16 protein-coding genes are annotated in these 15,862 nt (G+C 71.9%); 5 read left to right on the forward strand and 11 right to left on the reverse strand.

Annotated features, from left to right (window positions below; genetic code table 11):
* Positions 1–46: 46 nt before the first annotated feature.
* On the forward strand, positions 47–1,642 hold the full coding sequence (locus ACLZOT_RS07525) for an FAD-binding protein (protein ID WP_416967965.1): 1,596 nt from the start codon (positions 47–49) through the stop codon (positions 1,640–1,642).
* Between the two features lie 44 nt (positions 1,643–1,686).
* Here the strand turns inward: ACLZOT_RS07525 and ACLZOT_RS07530 are convergent, their stop codons facing one another.
* Together ACLZOT_RS07530 and ACLZOT_RS07535 are read right to left on the reverse strand one after the other, a co-directional pair.
* The gene (locus tag ACLZOT_RS07530; protein ID WP_416967966.1) at positions 1,687–2,268 is read right to left on the reverse strand and encodes a TetR family transcriptional regulator; all 582 of its coding nucleotides are present in this window, start codon (positions 2,266–2,268) and stop codon (positions 1,687–1,689) included.
* Complete coding sequence (locus ACLZOT_RS07535; protein WP_416967967.1) at positions 2,269–3,129, reverse strand: alpha/beta fold hydrolase; 861 nt, start codon at positions 3,127–3,129, stop codon at positions 2,269–2,271.
* 136 nt (positions 3,130–3,265) lie between these two features.
* Between ACLZOT_RS07535 and ACLZOT_RS07540 the strand changes: the two genes are divergently transcribed.
* Entirely contained in the window at positions 3,266–4,135 is an 870-nt protein-coding gene (locus ACLZOT_RS07540; protein ID WP_416967968.1) for a VOC family protein, read from the forward strand.
* Between the two features lie 54 nt (positions 4,136–4,189).
* On the opposite strand, the gene ACLZOT_RS07545 is transcribed toward ACLZOT_RS07540, so the two are convergent.
* From ACLZOT_RS07545 to ACLZOT_RS07560, 4 genes are read right to left on the reverse strand one after another with little or no spacing between them, the layout of a single operon-like run.
* Positions 4,190–4,378, reverse strand: a complete 189-nt coding sequence (locus tag ACLZOT_RS07545; protein ID WP_416967969.1) for a ferredoxin — start codon at positions 4,376–4,378, stop codon at positions 4,190–4,192.
* 15 nt (positions 4,379–4,393) lie between these two features.
* Positions 4,394–5,209 carry a mycofactocin-coupled SDR family oxidoreductase gene (locus tag ACLZOT_RS07550; protein ID WP_416967970.1) on the reverse strand — a complete coding sequence of 272 codons (816 nt, stop codon included), beginning with the start codon at positions 5,207–5,209 and terminating at the stop codon, positions 4,394–4,396.
* Entirely contained in the window at positions 5,206–5,424 is a 219-nt protein-coding gene (locus ACLZOT_RS07555; protein WP_416967971.1) for a hypothetical protein, read from the reverse strand. The genes ACLZOT_RS07550 and ACLZOT_RS07555 overlap by 4 nt, the downstream gene beginning before the upstream one ends.
* Complete coding sequence (locus ACLZOT_RS07560; protein WP_416967972.1) at positions 5,421–6,566, reverse strand: amidohydrolase family protein; 1,146 nt, start codon at positions 6,564–6,566, stop codon at positions 5,421–5,423. The genes ACLZOT_RS07555 and ACLZOT_RS07560 overlap by 4 nt, the downstream gene beginning before the upstream one ends.
* A gap of 177 nt (positions 6,567–6,743) precedes the next feature.
* Between ACLZOT_RS07560 and ACLZOT_RS07565 the strand changes: the two genes are divergently transcribed.
* Entirely contained in the window at positions 6,744–7,607 is an 864-nt protein-coding gene (locus ACLZOT_RS07565; protein WP_416967973.1) for a mycofactocin-coupled SDR family oxidoreductase, read from the forward strand.
* Here ACLZOT_RS07565 and ACLZOT_RS07570 read toward each other — a convergent pair.
* The 5 genes from ACLZOT_RS07570 to ACLZOT_RS07590 form a co-directional block, all read right to left on the reverse strand.
* Positions 7,604–8,578 carry an NADPH:quinone oxidoreductase family protein gene (locus tag ACLZOT_RS07570; RefSeq protein WP_416967974.1) on the reverse strand — a complete coding sequence of 325 codons (975 nt, stop codon included), beginning with the start codon at positions 8,576–8,578 and terminating at the stop codon, positions 7,604–7,606. The genes ACLZOT_RS07565 and ACLZOT_RS07570 overlap by 4 nt on opposite strands.
* The gene (locus ACLZOT_RS07575) at positions 8,575–9,714 is read right to left on the reverse strand and encodes an acyl-CoA dehydrogenase family protein (protein ID WP_416967975.1); all 1,140 of its coding nucleotides are present in this window, start codon (positions 9,712–9,714) and stop codon (positions 8,575–8,577) included. The genes ACLZOT_RS07570 and ACLZOT_RS07575 overlap by 4 nt, the downstream gene beginning before the upstream one ends.
* Complete coding sequence (locus tag ACLZOT_RS07580; protein ID WP_416967976.1) at positions 9,711–10,478, reverse strand: SDR family NAD(P)-dependent oxidoreductase; 768 nt, start codon at positions 10,476–10,478, stop codon at positions 9,711–9,713. The genes ACLZOT_RS07575 and ACLZOT_RS07580 overlap by 4 nt, the downstream gene beginning before the upstream one ends.
* Positions 10,479–10,488: 10 nt before the next feature.
* Positions 10,489–11,637 carry an acyl-CoA dehydrogenase family protein gene (locus ACLZOT_RS07585; RefSeq protein WP_416967977.1) on the reverse strand — a complete coding sequence of 383 codons (1,149 nt, stop codon included), beginning with the start codon at positions 11,635–11,637 and terminating at the stop codon, positions 10,489–10,491.
* 72 nt (positions 11,638–11,709) lie between these two features.
* A complete protein-coding gene (locus ACLZOT_RS07590; RefSeq protein WP_416967978.1) occupies positions 11,710–13,182 on the reverse strand; it encodes a FadR/GntR family transcriptional regulator in 1,473 nt (490 codons plus the stop codon).
* A 199-nt stretch (positions 13,183–13,381) separates the two neighbouring features.
* On the opposite strand from ACLZOT_RS07590, the gene ACLZOT_RS07595 reads away from it, so the two are divergent.
* Both ACLZOT_RS07595 and ACLZOT_RS07600 read left to right on the forward strand, forming a co-directional pair.
* A complete protein-coding gene (locus tag ACLZOT_RS07595; RefSeq protein ID WP_416967979.1) occupies positions 13,382–14,554 on the forward strand; it encodes an acyl-CoA dehydrogenase family protein in 1,173 nt (390 codons plus the stop codon).
* Positions 14,555–14,637: 83 nt separating this feature from the next.
* Positions 14,638–15,852: a cytochrome P450 gene (locus ACLZOT_RS07600; protein WP_416967980.1), complete on the forward strand. Its 1,215-nt coding sequence runs from the start codon at positions 14,638–14,640 to the stop codon at positions 15,850–15,852.
* Positions 15,853–15,862: the final 10 nt, after the last annotated feature.

A 15,862-nucleotide genomic window follows, 5' to 3' on the forward strand; every position in this document is an offset into this window, starting at 1 on the left:
GCCTGGAGGGCTCGTTACGGTCACCGCTGGTCATGAGGAGGTCATCATGGGTATCGACAAAGAGGTCGAGCACGACGTGATCGTCGTGGGTTCGGGCGGTGGGCTCGTCGGTGCGTACACGGCGGCGGCGCGCGGGCTGCGCACGCTGGTCGTGGAGAAGACCGGCCAGGTGGGCGGCACGGTCGCCTACTCCGGTGCCGGGCTGTGGTTCCCGGGGAGCGCGCCGCTGCGCCGGGCGGGTCTCGGGGACGACGTCGAGGAGGCGCGCGGCTATCTGCGGCACGTGGTCGCGGACCCCGCGCGCGAGGCCCTCCAGGACGCGTACCTGGCGGCCGGGGCGCGGCTGATCGACGAGCTGGAGACCAGCCCCTGGTTCCAGTCGTTCACGCACGCCCCCGTACCGGACTACTTCAGCACCGCGCCGGGCGCCTCCCCCACCGGTCACACCGTCTTCCCGCCGCCCCTGGACCTGGCGGAGATCGGCGGGCACGCGGACGTCCTGCGCCGTTCCCTGCCCACCGAGCGCTGGGGTTTCGACGAAGGTCGACTCGTGTCCGGCGGGCGGGCGTTGATCGGCCGGGCGCTGGCCGCGTTCCTGGAGACCGGGTACGGCACCCTGCTGCTCGACACGGCGTTGGAAAGCCTGATCGTCGAGGACGGAAGGGTCGTCGGCATCGAGGCGGTCAGCGACGGCGAGCGGGTACGCTTCCGGGCCGCGCGCGGCGTCCTCCTCGCGGCGGGCGGGTTCGAGCACGACCGGGAGCTGCGCGAGAAGCACCAGCCGCCGCTGTCCGGGGAATGGTCCAACGGGGTCGGCGCCAACACCGGGGACGCGCTGCGCGCCGGGATCGCCGTGGGCGCGGACACCGACCTCCTCGACGAGGCGTGGTTCGTGCCCGGGCTGGTGCAGCCGGACAGGCGGCCCGTCTTCCACACCGGGACCCGCGCCGGGATCTGGGTCAACGGGGCGGGCGAGCGCTTCGTCAACGAGACGCGGCCGTACGACCAGGCGGGCCACGAGATCATGCGCCTGCACCGCACCTCCGGCGTCTCCCACATCCCCGCGCACTGGGTCTTCGACCAGCGCCTGATCGACCGCGACAGCTTCGGCGGCCCGCCCGACGAGCCCGTGCGTCCCGAGTGGCTGGGGTCGGGCGCGCTCAGGAGGGCGGACAGCCTGGAGGAGCTGGCCTCGGTGATCGGGGTGCCGTACGACGGGCTGCGGCGGACGGTCGAGGAGTTCAACGGGTTCGCGCGCACGGGTGTCGACGAGCGGTTCCGGCGTGGTGAGACGGTGTGGGACCAGATGTTCCACCACATCGTGCCGTTCGCCGCCGATCCCCGGCAGAACTTCCCTGCGACCCCGGAGACGGAGTGGCCGAATCCGCTGCTCCTGCCGATCGACAAGCCGCCGTTCTACGCGGCGACGATCCTGCCCGCCGACATCGGCACGAAGGGCGGTCTGCGCATCGACGTCAACGCCCGTGTCCTGCGCCCCGACGGCAGCCCGATCCCGGGGCTGTACGCGGCCGGCAACACGGCCGCCGCGATGTCGGGGCGCGTGTATCCGGGTGCGGGGACGCCGATCGGGTCGAGCATCGCGTTCTCGTACCTCGCGGTGCTGGACCTGGCCGGGAGCTGAACGCCGACGTGCCCGGGACTCCGTGACGGGGTCCCGGGCGCGGGTCACTGCTCGGTGAGGAGGCGGGCCGCGAGGCGCAGGTCGTGTTCGGCCTGTTCGGGGCTGATCTCCTCGGTGAGGACGGCGACGAACAGGCCCCACCAGGTGTAGACGAGCATGCGGACCCGGCTGCGGCTGCCGAGGCGCTCCAGGGCGATCCGGCCGAGGGCGGTGCCGGTGATGTCGATCCTGGTGGGGACGGCGCTCGCGTACTCGGTGAACGAGGACAGCGCGACGGCGGAGGCGAGCAGGGGGCTCGCGAGGAGTTCGTCGGTCAGCTCGACGAAGGTGTCCGCGAGGCCGGTGTCCTCGTCGGTGTCGTCCAGGAACTGTTCGATGTGCCACTCCAGGACGGCGAGGAACAGGCCGGGCTTGGAGGGGAAGTAGCGGTAGAGGGTGGCGATGGCGACACCGGCCTCCCTGGCCACGTCGTGCATCTGGACGGCGGCGAGCCCCTCACGGGCGCCGAGGGCGGAGGCGGCGCTCAGGATGCGGACGCGGCGGGCGGCCTGGCGGATGGAGGTGGGTTCGGCGGGGCGGCGTACGTCGGTGAGTCGTCGCGGCTCGGCCCGGTGTCGTCCGCACACTCACCCCGCCTCCGGGCGGGCCAGGAACGCCAGGACCGTGCTCTCCCACGCCTCCTTCTGCTCGATCATCGCCCAGTGCCCGCAGTCGGGCAGGACGTGCAGTTCCGCCTTGGGGATGGTGCGCAGCGGCAGGAGGGCGTTGTCGAGGGGGGTGACGCGGTCGTCGCGGCCCCAGGTGAGGAGGGTGGGCGCGGTGACCTTGTGGAGCTGGGACCACAGGGGGCGGTCGTCGTGGGCCTGGGCGGCGAGGATCGCGGCCATGGCCTGGCGGCCGTAGATGCGGCGGGAGGCTTCGAGGGTCTCGGTCTCGGTGGCGGACGCCCAGCGTTCCTCGATCAGTTCGTCGGTGAGGAGCGCCGGGTCGTGGACCATGGAGCGCAGCCACTGGACGAGGTTGTCGCGGGTGGGGTTCTCGGCGAACTCGACGAGGAGGTTGATGCCTTCGCTGGGGGCCGGCGCGAGGATGTTGCGGCCGACGCCGCCGACGGTGACGATCCGCCGGAACAGGTCGGGCCGGGCGACGGCGAGGCCGGCGGCGACGAAGCCGCCCATGGAGTTGCCGATGACGTCGACCCGGTCGAGGCCGAGGCCGTCGAGGAAGCGCAGGACCGCTTTGGGGGCGGCGGCCATCGGGCTCTCGGGGGTGGGGTCGCTCACGCCGAAGCCGGGGAACTCCAGGGCCAGGCAGCGGTGGTGCTCGGCGAGGGCGGGCAGGTTGGCGCGGTAGTTGCGCCAGCCGGTGACCCCGGGTCCTGAGCCGTGCAGCAGGAGCAGCGGGGGGCCGTCGCCGGCCTCGTGGTAGCGCAACGTGCCGTCGGCGGTGGGGAGTTCGCGCAGGGTGGCGTCATGGCTGAGGGTCATGGCGGCCACCGTGGCACCGGGGCGGTCGGGGTCGCCGTACGGCTCCCGATCAGTGGGACGGGTCCGGCGGGGAGGCGGGGGCGCTGCCTACCGTCGCCGTCGTAGCGATACCGAACCAATGTGAGGGGAGGGCCTGATGGGCGTGCGTTCACTCGGGTACCTGCGGCTGGAGTCCGACGACCTGGGCAGGTGGCGGGCTTTCGGGGCCGATTTCCTCGGTCTGATGCCGGTGGAGGGCGACTCGGGGTCGCTGTCGTTCCGGATGGACGACCATCCCGCCCGGATCGTGGTGGCGCCGGGCGCGCAGCCCGCGACGACGGCGCTCGGCTTCGAGGTGCTGGACGAGCGGGAGCTGGCGAAGCTCGTCGCGGACGTCGAGAAGTCGGGCATCAAGGTGACGGCCGGGACGGAGGCGGAGGCCGCCGAGCGGAAGGTCACCGGTTTCGTGCGGTTCGCGGATCCGGGCGGCAACCCGGTCGAGCTGTACTACGGGACCGTCCTCGACCACAAGCCCGTGCGGACGCCGCTGGTGTCGCGGTTCGTGACCGGTGAGATGGGCTTCGGGCACGCGATCGTGTCGGCGGAGGACGCCCGGGCCGCGTTCGACTTCTACGTGGGTGTGCTGGGCTTCGTCGAGCGCAACACGATGAAGGGGCCCGGCGGTACGACGTGGTTCCTGGGCTGCAACCCGCGCCATCACACGCTGGGGATCACCCCGGCGCCGGGTCCGGGGCGGCTGCTGCACTTCATGGTGGAGGCGGCGACCCTGGACGACGTGGGCCTCGCGCTGGACCGGGCGGCCAAGTACGAGGTGCCGATGATGCACTCGCTCGGCAAGCACACCAACGACCACATGGTGTCGTTCTACGTGTGGTCGCCGGAGAACATCGCCGTCGAGTTCGGCTGGAACGGGCTGAAGGTGCCGGAGCCGGTGCCGGTGTACGAGATCACCGACGGGGCGTTCTGGGGGCACCGCTTCACGCCGCCGCCGCAGCCGGCGGGCTGAGCGCTCGGAGTGGTGAGAAGAGCCCCACGGTCTGCCGTGGGGCTCTTCGCCGTGTCAGCGGATGCTGATCGCCCGTTCCGGGCAGGCCCGTTCACCGTCGCGGGCGGCCTCCTCCTGCCCTTCGGGCACCTCACCGTCGTACGGCAGGGCGTACCCGTCGTCGTCGAGGCGGAAGAGTCCCGGTGCCGCCGCCGCGCAGCGGGCGTGTCCGGAGCAGGACCCGGAATCGATGGTGATCTTCACGCAAGTCACTCCGTTCTAAGGCTTGTTCGTGGAACCCGCGTCGACGGTGAACTGGAGCCCTGTGACGTAGCGGGCCTCGTCGGAGGCGAGGAACAGGACCGCGTTGGAGACGTCGCGGGGTTCGACGTACGGGTGCAGGGGGTTCATCGCGGCGAGCGCGAACAGGGGCTCGCGGGCGGCGAGTTCCTCGACCGGTACGCCGACGCTGATGCCGGTGTCGCTGACGCCGGTGGGGTGGACGGTGTTGACGCGGACGCGGTGCGGGGCGAGTTCGTTGGAGAGGGCCTTCATGAGGCCGACGACGCCGTGCTTGGCGGCGACGTAGTGGGCGTACGGGACGTGGCCCCGGATCCCGGCGGCGGAGCTGATGAGGACGATCGAGCCGCCCTCCCCCGCCTCGATCATGCCCGGTATCGCGGCGCGGGCCGTGTTCCAGGCGCCTTTGAGGTTGACGTCGACGACGACGTCCCACGCCTCCTCGCTCAACTCCCAGGCGGCGCCGGAGCTCATGACGCCCGCGTTGGCGATCACCGTGTCCAGGCGGCCGAATTCGGCGTGCGCGGCGTCGACGGCCGCGCGCATGTCGGTGATCGACCGTACGTCGGCCTCGACGGCGACGCATCCGCGCCCGGTCGCCCGCACCAACTCGGCTGTCTCGGCGAGCTGTTCCTTCGTGCCGAGCGGGTACGGCAGGGCGTCGCTGATGTCGTGGCCGACGTCGGTGACGACGATGTCGGCGCCCTCCTCGGCGAGGCGCAGGGCGTGGGAGCGGCCCTGTCCGCGTGCCGCTCCGGTGATCAGGGCGACCTTGCCCTCTGCTCGTCCCGTCAACTGCCTGCCCTTTCCTGGGTTCTGAGGTCGTCCACCGCTTCACGCAGGGCGCGCAGCCGGGAGGTCAGGAGGTCGCGCTCGGCTCCCTCCTCGGCCTTGCCGAGCCGCGCCTCGGTCGCGGAGATCTCCTCGCGAAGCCGTTCGGTGGCCTCCTCGCGGGTCAGGAGGTCGACGTCGGTCCAGTCGGAGCGCTCCGACGGCGGGCGGGCGTTCACGCGGGGAGGTTGTAGAGGCGGCGGGTGTTCAGCTCGACGATCCGGTGGACCTCGTCGTCGGGGACGTCGGCGAGGACTTCGGCGGCGTAGGCGCGGCTCCCCGGCCAGTAGGAGTCGGAGTGGGGGTAGTCGCACTCCCAGGTGATCTTGTCGATGCCGACGTGGTGGCGGTTCTCGACGCCGAAGCGGTCGTCGATGAAGCAGCCGTGGAAGTGCCGGTGGAAGAGTTCGGAGGGGCGGACGGTCTGGTTCACGTTCTGGTAGTGGCGGTGGCGTTCCCAGGTGCCGTCGATGCGCTCCAGGAGGTAGGGGATCCAGCCGATGCCGCCTTCGGAGAGGCCGATCTTGAGCTTCGGGTGTTTGTGGAGGACGGGGGAGAACAGGAGGTCGGCGGTGGCGAACATGGCGTTGCAGCCGAAGAGGGCGATCGTCACGGCGAAGGGGGCCTCGGGGGCGGTCTTGGGGTGCTGTCCTGAGGTGCCGAAGTGCAGGCAGAGCGGGAGGCCGGTCTCCTCGGCGGCGGAGAAGACGGGGTCCCAGTGGTCGGTGTGGAAGGAGGGCAGGCCGCGTGGGACGGGGTTCTCGGGGAAGGAGATCGCCTTGGCGCCCTTGGCGGCGGTGCGGTGGATCTCGGCGACGCAGGCTTCGACGTCCCACAGCGGCAGGACGACGAGGGGGATGAGCCGGTCGGGGGCGGTGGCGCACCACTCGTCGAGGACGAAGTCGTTCCACGCCTGGACGCAGAGGCGGGCGAGTTCCCTGTCGCGGCCGTCGAGGAAGACGGTGCCGGCGAAGCCGGGGAACGAGGGGAAGCACAGGGCGCCCCAGACGCCGTCGAGGTCCATGTCGCGCAGGCGGGCCTTGGGGTCGTAGCAGCCCGGGATCATCTCGTCGTAGCGGGTGGGTTCGAGGCCGAACTCCTCGGGCTGTTTGCCGGCTACGGCGTTGAGGCCGATGTAGGGGTAGATCCGGCCCTCGTACGTCCACACCTCGGCGGGCGGTTTCCCCTCGCCCCGGTGCTGTTCGACGATCCGGGGGCCCGCCTCGCGCAGGCGGGCCGGGAGGCGGTCGCTCCACAGGCGCGGGGGTTCGATCAGGTGGTCGTCGGTGGACAGCAGCTTCATCCATGGCTGCAACGGCATGTGCGCTCCCTCTACCAGCTACCTCATTGCGTGTACTGAACATGTCCCGGTGAGCGGGACCGAGCGTGAAGTACCTACCTGGATCAGGGATCTTGGGATACGACCGGATCAACCTGACCTTATTAAGGCTACTCTTTTCTTCGGAAGAATCCGAGGAGTTCGACGGAGGGAGACCCCATGGGTCGCGTGCAGGACAAGGTCGTCTTCATCACGGGGGCCGCGCGCGGACAGGGCCGGGCCCAGGCGGTCCGGCTCGCCGCCGAGGGGGCCGACGTCATCGCCGTGGACCTGTGCGAGGACATCGCCACCAACGGCTACGCCCTCGCCACGCCGGAGGACCTGGAGGAGACGGTCCGCCAGGTGGAGAAGCTGGGCCGCAGGATCGTCGCCCGCAAGGCCGACGTACGCGATCCGGGCGCGCTGAAGGCGGCGGTCGCGGACGGGGTCGGGGAGCTGGGGCGGCTGGACGCGGTCGTCGCGCAGGCGGGGATCTGCCCGATCGGGCCGGGGAAGAGCGCTCAGGCGTTCCTGGACGCGGTGACGGTGGACTTCAACGGGGTCGTGCACGCCGTGGACGCCGCGCTGCCGTATCTGCCGGACGGTGCCTCGATCGTCGCGACCGGGTCGATCGCCGGGCTGATCCCGGCGACCACCGACAACCCGGCCAACGGCCCCGGCGGGCTCGGCTACTCCTTCGCCAAGCGGCAGGTCGCCGGGTTCGTCCACGACTTGGCGACCGTCCTCAACCCCCGGCGGATCCGCGTCAACGCCCTGCACCCCACCAACGTCGACACCGACATGCTCAACAGCGACGCCATGTACCGGTCGTTCCGGCCCGACCTCGAACACCCCACCCGCGAGGACGCGTTGCCGTCGTTCCCGGCGACGACCGGGTTCGGGGTCCCCTACGTGTCGACGGACGACATCGCCGACATGGTGCTGTTCCTGGTGTCGGACGAATCGCGGTACGTCACCGGGATGCAGATGCGGGTGGACGCCGGGGGCTATGTGAAGCGACGGCCCCAACTCCCCACCTTCTAGCGGGTCATGTCGATCACGACCTTGCCCGTGGCCCGCCGCTCGGCGACGTCGGTCAGAGCGGCGGCCACCTCGGTGAGGGGGTGGACGCGGGAGACCAGCGGCCGCATCCCGTCGCGGACCAGCCGGGCGAGCGCCGCGTCCCCGGCGGCCACCGTGTCGGGGGCGTACCGGCGCAGCATCCGGATCTCGAAGCCCCTGATCACCGCGTCCTTGAGGAGGACCAGGTTGAGGGGAACACGCGGGATACGGCCGTCCGCGTAGCCGACGGTGACGAAACGGCCGCCTCGGCGCAGCGCGCGCAGGGCGGCTTCCGCGTGGTCGCCGCCGACGGGGTCGACGACCAAGTGGGCGCCCTCCCCGGTGAGTTCACGGACGCGGGTCTTCAGGTCCTCGCGTACGTAGTCCACGCCGGCCTCGGCGCCGAGGCCGTACGCGGTCTTGAGGCGTTCCTCGCTGGACGCCGCCGCGACGACCCGCATCCCGAGCCGCGACGCCACGTCCACGGCGGCCGACCCGACTCCGCCCGCCGCGCCCAGCACGGTCACCCACTCCCCCGCCGTCCCCGATCCGACGGTCACGAGGGCGTGGTAGGCGGTCGCGTAGGTGACGTGGAAGGCGGCGGCGTGGACCATGTCGAGCCCGTCCGGCACGGGCCGCAGCCCCTCGACGGGGACGACGACCTTCTCGGCGAAGGCACCCGTAAGCACCGCCCCCGCGACCGGGGTTCCGACCGGCGGACCCTCGACTCCCGCACCCAGCCCGGCGATCACCCCCGCGAACTCGCTGCCCGGCGTGAACGGCAGCGGCGCGGGCACCTGGTACCGGTCCGCGATCAGCAGGACGTCGGGAAAGTTGACGGCGGCGGCGTGCACGTCGACCAGCACGTGCCCGGGCCCGGGTTCGGGGTCGTGCGAAGTGACGACCTCCAGCCCTTCGGGAGCCCCGTACGCCGTGCACCGCGCCGCCCTCACCCCGTCCCCCTGGGCAGCCCGAGGACCCGCTCGGCGATGGTGTTGCGCTGGATCTCGGCGGTGCCGGCGCCGATGGTGGAGGCGCGGGTGCGCAGGAACCCCCAGACCCAGCGCCCGCGTTCGACGGCGTGCGGGTCGCGCCGGTCGAGGGTGCCGTACGGGCCGAGGAGGTCGACGGCGAATTCGTGCAGGTCCTGTTCGAAGAGGGCGATGTACAGGCGGGACGTGGAGGACGCCGGTCCTGGCTCGCCCTTCGTGAGGATGTCGGAGATGGTCCGCATGCCGGTGAGGCGCATGATCCGTACCCTCATCTCGAAGTCGGCGAGCCGGTCGCGGACCAACGGGTCGGCGGTGGCGCCGCGTTCGTGCGCGAGGTCGATCAACTCGTCGAGGACGCGCCGGTAGCGGGCGGCCTGGTTCATGGCGCCGGCCGCGCGTTCGTGGCCGAGGCTGGTGCGGACGAGGGGCCAGCCGCCGTTCTCCGGGCCGATCCTGTCGGCGACGGGGACGCGGACGTCGTCGAGGAAGATCTCGCAGAAGTGGGCGTCGCCGGTGAGGTCGCGCAGCGGGCGGACGGTCACACCGGGGGCGTGCGCGTCGATCAGGAGGTAACTGATGCCGTCCTGGCGGGAGTTCGGGGGGCCGGTGCGGACGAGGGTGAAGAGGATGTCGGCGATGTCGGCCGAACTGTTCCACACCTTCTGGCCGTTGACGACGTACGTGTCCCCGTCGCGGCGGGCGGTCGTGCGCAGTGCCGGGAGGTCGGAGCCCGCCTCGGGTTCGGAGTAGCCCTGTGCCCACACCTGGTCGCCTCGCAGCATCGGGCGCAGGTGGCGGGCCTTCTGCTCCTCGGTGCCGTAGCGGATGAGGGTGGGGGCGGCGATGCCGAGGCCGGTGCCGAGGGGGCCGGGGACGCGGGCTCGCGCGTACTCCTCCTGGTAGACGACCTGGTGGGCGAAGTCGAGGTCCAGGCCGCCGTGTTCACGCGGCCAGCTCGGGCCCGCCCAGCCGGCGTCGTACAGGGTGGCGAGCCACGCTTTCCGCCAAGCGAGGCTCTCCGCGCGGGACTTGGGGCGTCGGCCGGGGTGGTGGTCGGTGAGGAAGGCGCGCAGGCGGGCGCGGAAGGCGTCGGTCATCGGGGGGCCATGCGCAGGGCGCCGTCGAGGCGGACGGTCTGGCCGTTGAGGTAGGGGTTCTCCAGCATCTCGACGGCGAGGCGGGCGAAGTCGTCGGGTTCGCCGAGGCGTCTGGGGTGCGGGACGGTCGCGGCGAGGCCCTCGCGGATGTCGGCGCGCAGGCGGCCCAGCATGGGGGTGTCCATGATGCCGGGGGCGATGGTGTTGACCCGGATCTGCCAGCTGGCGAGGTCGCGGGCGGCGACGAGGGTGATGCCGTGGACTCCGGCTTTGGCGGCGGTGTACGAGGTCTGGCCGATCTGCCCGTCGAAGGCGGCGACGGACGCGGTGAGGACGATCGCGCCCCGGTCGCCGTCGACGGTCTCGTTTCCGGCGAGGCGGGCGGCGGCCAGGCGCAGGACGTTGTAGGTGCCGATCAGGTTGACGCGGACGACCTCGGCGAAGGTGTCGAGGCCGCCGGGGACGCGGTCGCGGTCGATGATGCGGGTGCGGTCGCCGCCCCGCCCGGCGCAGTGGACCACCCAGCGCAGGGTGCCGCGTCGGCTCGCGGCGTCGAGGGCGGCGGTCACCTCGGTCTCGTCGGTGACATCGGCGCGGACGAACGTCGCGTGGGCGCCGAGTCCGGCGACGGCTTTCACGCCCTCCTCCTCGGAGATGTCGGCGAGGACGACCCGGCCGCCCCGTTCGATGATCCGGCGTGCGGTGGCGCGGCCGAGTCCGGAGGCGCCTCCGGTGACGAGGGCCGAGGAACCGTCGATGTGCACTGCGCTCTCCTCACAGTCCGAGGGACTTGGCGATGATGGTCTTCAGGACCTCGCTGGTGCCGCCGTAGATCCGCGTGACCCGTGCGTCGGCGTAGAGGCGGGCGATCGGGGATTCGAGGATGTAGCCGTAGCCACCGTGGAGTTGGAGGCAGCGGTCGATGATCCGGCCCTGTGTCTCGGTGCAGAACAGTTTGGTCTTCGCGGCGTCGGCGGGACTCAGCTCGCCGTCGACGAGGGCACGGACCGCCGCGTCCAGGAGGGCTTGGGCGGCCTCCAACTCGGTGGCGACGGCGGCGAGTTCGAACTTGGTGTTCTGGAAGTGGGCGACCGGCTTGCCGAACACGGTGCGGTCGCGGACGTAGGTGACGGTCCGGTCGAGGGCGGCGCGGGCCTGGGCGACGGCTCCGACGGCGATGGCGAGGCGTTCCTGTGCGAGGTTGCGGCCGAGGTGGGTGAAGGCGGCGCCCTCCTCGCCGAGGACGTTCGCGGCGGGGACGCGGACGGCGTCGAAGGACAGTTCCACGGTGTCCTGCGTGGGCAGGCCGATCTTCTCCAGCCTGCGGCCGACCGTGAAGCCGGGGCTGCCCTTCTCGACGACCAGGAGCGTGAGCCCTCTGCGCCGGTCGGCGGGGTCGGTGGCGGTGCGGGCGACGACGATCACGAGGTCGGCGTGGTGGCCGCCGGTGATGAAGGTCTTCGCGCCGGTCAGGATGTAGTGGTCGCCGTCGCGGACCGCGCGGGTGGTGATGCCGGCGAGGTCGGAGCCGGTGCCGGGTTCGCTCATCGCTATCGCGGTGTACAGCTCGCCGGAGGCCAGCCCCGGGAGCCAGCGCGCGCGTTGCCCGGCGTCCGCGAGGCCGGTGAAGTACGGGACGACGACGTCGAGGTGGGTGCGCAGGCCGCCCAGGGTGACGCCGGCGCGGGCGCACTCCTCCTGGAGGACGACGTTGAAGCGGTAGTCGGCCCGGCCCCCGCCGCCGTACTCCTCGGGGATCGCGGTGCCGAGGAGGCCGGGCTTGCCGAGGGTGGTGAAGAGGTCGCGGGGGACGAGTCCGGCCCGGCGCCAGTCCTCGTACGCGGGGAGCACCTCGCGGGCGAGGACGTCGCGGGCCAGGAGGCGGAAGTCCTCGTGGTCCTGCTCGAACAGGGTCCGGCGCATCGAATCTCCTTCGATCGGGACCCTATTGAGTATACGGAATTAGCGTTCTTGGTCCAGGTGGTCTACAAAACCTCAGTGCCACCAGGGAATGAGTGCATCCAAATGCCGTCGCATCCGGTGCCGGGCGACCCCGGCGTCCCCCTGCACGATCGCGTCCAGGATGCGCTGGTGCACGTGCTGCACCTCGTCGGCGGCGGTGTCCCCGGGCAGCGGGCGGTCGTGGCCGGAGGCGTGGCGGCGGAACAGTTCCGTGATGATCGACAGGAAGAGCGAGAGCACCGGGTTGTCGGCGAGGGCGGCGAGTTCGGAGTGGAAGAGGTCGGCCTTGCGGAGGTCGTCGGCGGGGCCCTCCTTCGTCCACTTCACGGCCTTCGCGAGGCGCTCGGCGATCTCCGTCCCGCCCTGGGCGTGCCGGGTGGTGACGGTGGCGACGACGCCGAGTTCGATGGCGCCCCGCACGATCCGCAGGTCGTCGGCGGTGACGCCCTGGTACTCCAGGAAGAGCGCCATCGTGTCGACGCTGGCCTCGGGTTCGGGCGCGGTGACGACGAGCCCGCCGCCGGGTCCGCGCCGCATCCGCGCGACCGAGTGGTACTCCAGCAGGCGTACGGCTTCGCGCAGGACGGCCCTGCTGATGCCGTAGCGGGCGAGGAGGTCGGTCTCGGAGCCGAGGACCATGCCGGTCTGCCAGCCGCGGGCCGCGATGTCGTCGTGGATGCGGGCGGCGACGACCTCGGCGAGCTTGGCGCGCGGGCCCTCGACCAGTTCGGGTTCGACGACCGTGCCCTGGATACGGCGGCCCCTGCGCACCCGGTGCTTCTCGATCCAGGCGGCCACCGACTCCAGGTGGGCGGTGAGTTCGGTCTGCGCGCGGGCGCCGTCGTCCGCGATGATCGCCTCGACGACCGCGCGGTGCTCGCGGTGCGAGACCTCCTTCGCGGCGTGGAGCTCGGCGCGGGAGATACGCCGGGAGGTGTTCGCGTAGCGGGCGGTCAGGCGGGTGAGGACGTCGATGAACAGGTGCAGGACCGGGTTGCCGGAGAGCTGTCCGAGGACGGGGTGCAGGGGGTCCTGGGAGTGGACGGAGGGGTCGTCCCAGTGGCCGCGCTCGGAGTCGAGGGTGGCCCGGAGGGTCGCGATGCCCTCCTCGGTGATCCGTTCGGCGGCGAGCCCCGCCGCGATGGGTTCGAGGAGCTGGCGGGCATGCAGGAGGTCGGTGACGCTGGTGCCGATGTATTCGAGGTAGATCACCATCGCGCGGGTCGCGGGCCCTGCGTCGGGCGCGCTCACGATCAGGCCGCCGCCCGGCCCGCGCCGCATCCGCGCGACCTGGTGGTGCTCGACCAGCCGGACCGCCTCGCGCAGCACGGCGCGGCTCACGCCGAGCTGCTCCCTCAGCTCCACCTCGGAACCCAGGGACTCGCCGACGGGCCAGCCCCGGCGGATCACGTTCGCCTCGATCCGGCGCGCGGTCTGCGCGGCCAGTTTGCCGACCGGGACACCTGCCTCGCCGTCGGCGGACTCGCGGTCGACGGCTGTCGCCATGGGCTGACTCCTCTGGGGGAAATTTCCGGGTCCCCAGTCTATTCGCCGTACGGAGGTGTGGCGCGCACGACGCCGATATCAGTCCACTGATTCTCGGTCGTGGATCTAGCCTCCCCGCCAGTGATCTGGTTAGAGTGCCCTCATTTCGAGATCGCCCGCGAGATCCCCGCGACATCACCCGGCCGAGGAGCGGACACCGATGAGACCGGACGCCACCCCCGAACTCGACGCCTTCCGCGCCCACGTCCGCGCGTTCGTCGCGGAGCACTCCCCCGGCCCGAAGACCCACTCCGGCGTCCGCGCCCCCGACCCCGCCCTGATGCCGGCGATCCGCGCCTGGACGGCGAAGCTGTACGCCGCCGGCCTGCTCGGCATCGACTGGCCCCCCGAGTACGGCGGGCGACCCGACGCGCACCCGCTGGAGGCGTCGATCGTCGCCGAGGAGATCGCCCGCGCCCGCACCTGGGCCCCCATCGGCGCGGCCCCCTTGGCCTCGGCGGCCATCGTCGCGTACGGCTCCGACGAGCAGCGCGCCCGCTTCCTGCCCCGCATCCGGTCCTGCGCGGACGTCTGGTGCCAGCTCTTCAGCGAGCCCGGGGCGGGCAGCGACCTCGCGGCGCTGCGGACGCGGGCCGTCCGGGAGGGCGAGGAGTACGTGGTGAGCGGCCAGAAGGTGTGGACGACCAACGGGCAGCACGCGGACATGGGTTACCTTCTCGCCCGCACCGACCCGGACGCGCCGAGGCACCGCGGGATCACGGCGTTCGCGCTCGACATGCGCAGCCCCGGCGTGGAGGTGCGCCCGCTGCGGGAGATCACCGGGACGACCGACTTCAACGAGGTCTTCCTCGACGGCGTCCGCGTCCCCACCGGGAACGTGATCGGCGAGGTGAACGACGGCTGGCGGGTCGCGATGAGCAGCCTCGGGCACGAGCGCTCGGGGGTCGCGGCGCGGGGCGCGGAACTCCTCGCCGTCCTGGACGACTTGGTCGCACTGGCTGCCGAGACCGGCGCCCTGGACAACGAGGCGGCCCGGCAGACGCTGGGCGAGCTGGCCGCGCGCGTCCACGTGAACGCGGCGCTCACCGCCCTCACGCGCTCCCGGCTGCTGCACGGCACCGAGGAGCCCGCCGACGCGCTGCTCGGAAAGATCTTCTTCAGCGAACTCAACCACGATCTCGCGGACTTCGGGCTGCGGTTGCAGGGCACCGACGGGCTGCTCGTGGAGGGGGATCCGGAGGTGCTCGGACGCGGGTGGTGGCAGGACGCGCATCTGTACGCGCGGGCGTACACGATCGCGGGCGGGGCGAACGAGGTGCTGCGCACGCAGATCGCGGAGCGGGGGCTCGGGCTGCCGCGCGAGTCACGCTGAGGTTTTTTATTGTACCGACCGATCGACATAATCAAGGGCGCGTGGCACGGTGGCCGAGGACCCCGCACGAGAGGACACCCCCCATGAGCGCCGACCTGCCCGAGTTCCCCGCGCCCCGCTCCGCCGAGTGCCCCTTCGCGCCCCCGCCGGGTCTGCTGAAGCTGCACGACTCCGGCCGGGAGGTCCAGCGCGTCCGCACCTGGGACGGCACCACCCCCTGGCTCGTCACCTCGCACGCCGCCCAGCGCCAGCTGCTGACCGACCCCCGGCTCAGCGCGGACATCGGCGCACCCGGATACCCGCACACCACCGAGGCGATGAAGGCGCACGCCGCCGAGATGCGGCCGTCCATCAACAACACTGACGGCGCCGAGCACAGCCGCTGGCGCCGGATGCTGACGAACTCCTTCACCCGGCACCGGATGGAGAAGCTGCGCCCGGAGATCCAGTCCATCACCGACGGCCTGATCGACAAGATGCTCGCGGGACCGAACCCGGTCGACCTGAACGAGGCCCTGTCTCTCCCCCTCCCGTCCCTGATGATCTGCGCGCTCCTCGGGGTGCCCTACGAGGACCACGACTTCTTCCAGGAGCACGCCGGCGTCACCAACGCCCGCTTCAAGACACCGGAGGAGGCGGCCCGTTCGACGGCCGACCTGCGCGCCTACATCGCCGGGCTCATCGAGGCGAAGATGGCCGACCCCGGCGAGGACGTCCTCTCCGACCTCGGGGCCCGCATCAAGGAGGGCGTCCTGTCGATGGAGGAGGCCGCGCCGCTCGGCCACATCCTCCTGGTCGCCGGGCACGACACCAGCGCCAACATGATCACCCTCGGCACGGGGCTGCTGCTGCGCGAACCCGAGCAGCTCGCGGCACTGCGCGAGCACGCCGACGACCCGAAGTACGTGACGAAGGCCGTCGAGGAACTCCTGCGCTACCTGACGATCCCCCACCTGCTGGCCCGCCGCGCGGTCACGCAGGACATCGAGATCGGCGGCGAGACGATCCGCGCGGGCGAGGGCGTCATCGCCTCGCTCCCGGCCGCCAACTGGGACCCCGAGGCGTTCGCCGAGCCCGCCCGCCTCGACCTCACCCGCCCCGCCGCCCACCACCACGCGTTCGGCTGGGGCCCGCACCAGTGCGTCGGCCAGCAGCTCGCGCGCATCGAACTCCACGTGGTCTTCGGTACGTTGTTCCGCCGCGTCCCGACCCTGAAGCTCGCAGCCGACGTCGCGGACCTCCGCTTCAAGGAGGACTCCCAGGCGTACGGCATCTATGAGCTGCCGGTGACATGGTGAGGGGGGCGGA

Source organism: Streptomyces sp. 4F14 (assembly GCF_048159485.1).
In the GTDB taxonomy this organism is placed as follows: domain Bacteria; phylum Actinomycetota; class Actinomycetes; order Streptomycetales; family Streptomycetaceae; genus Streptomyces.

Excerpts from the sequence above, each read along its gene's own strand:
- ACLZOT_RS07525 (WP_416967965.1), top strand. The coding sequence starts at position 47 with ATGGGTATCGACAAAGAGGTCGAGCACGACGTGATCGTCGTGGGTTCG.
- ACLZOT_RS07535 (WP_416967967.1), bottom strand. The coding sequence starts at position 3,129 with ATGACCCTCAGCCATGACGCCACCCTGCGCGAACTCCCCACCGCCGAC.
- ACLZOT_RS07540 (WP_416967968.1), top strand. The coding sequence starts at position 3,266 with ATGGGCGTGCGTTCACTCGGGTACCTGCGGCTGGAGTCCGACGACCTG.
- ACLZOT_RS07560 (WP_416967972.1), bottom strand. The coding sequence starts at position 6,566 with ATGCCGTTGCAGCCATGGATGAAGCTGCTGTCCACCGACGACCACCTG.
- ACLZOT_RS07565 (WP_416967973.1), top strand. The coding sequence starts at position 6,744 with ATGGGTCGCGTGCAGGACAAGGTCGTCTTCATCACGGGGGCCGCGCGC.
- ACLZOT_RS07575 (WP_416967975.1), bottom strand. The coding sequence starts at position 9,714 with ATGACCGACGCCTTCCGCGCCCGCCTGCGCGCCTTCCTCACCGACCAC.
- ACLZOT_RS07585 (WP_416967977.1), bottom strand. The coding sequence starts at position 11,637 with ATGCGCCGGACCCTGTTCGAGCAGGACCACGAGGACTTCCGCCTCCTG.
- ACLZOT_RS07590 (WP_416967978.1), bottom strand. The coding sequence starts at position 13,182 with ATGGCGACAGCCGTCGACCGCGAGTCCGCCGACGGCGAGGCAGGTGTC.
- ACLZOT_RS07595 (WP_416967979.1), top strand. The coding sequence starts at position 13,382 with ATGAGACCGGACGCCACCCCCGAACTCGACGCCTTCCGCGCCCACGTC.
- ACLZOT_RS07600 (WP_416967980.1), top strand. The coding sequence starts at position 14,638 with ATGAGCGCCGACCTGCCCGAGTTCCCCGCGCCCCGCTCCGCCGAGTGC.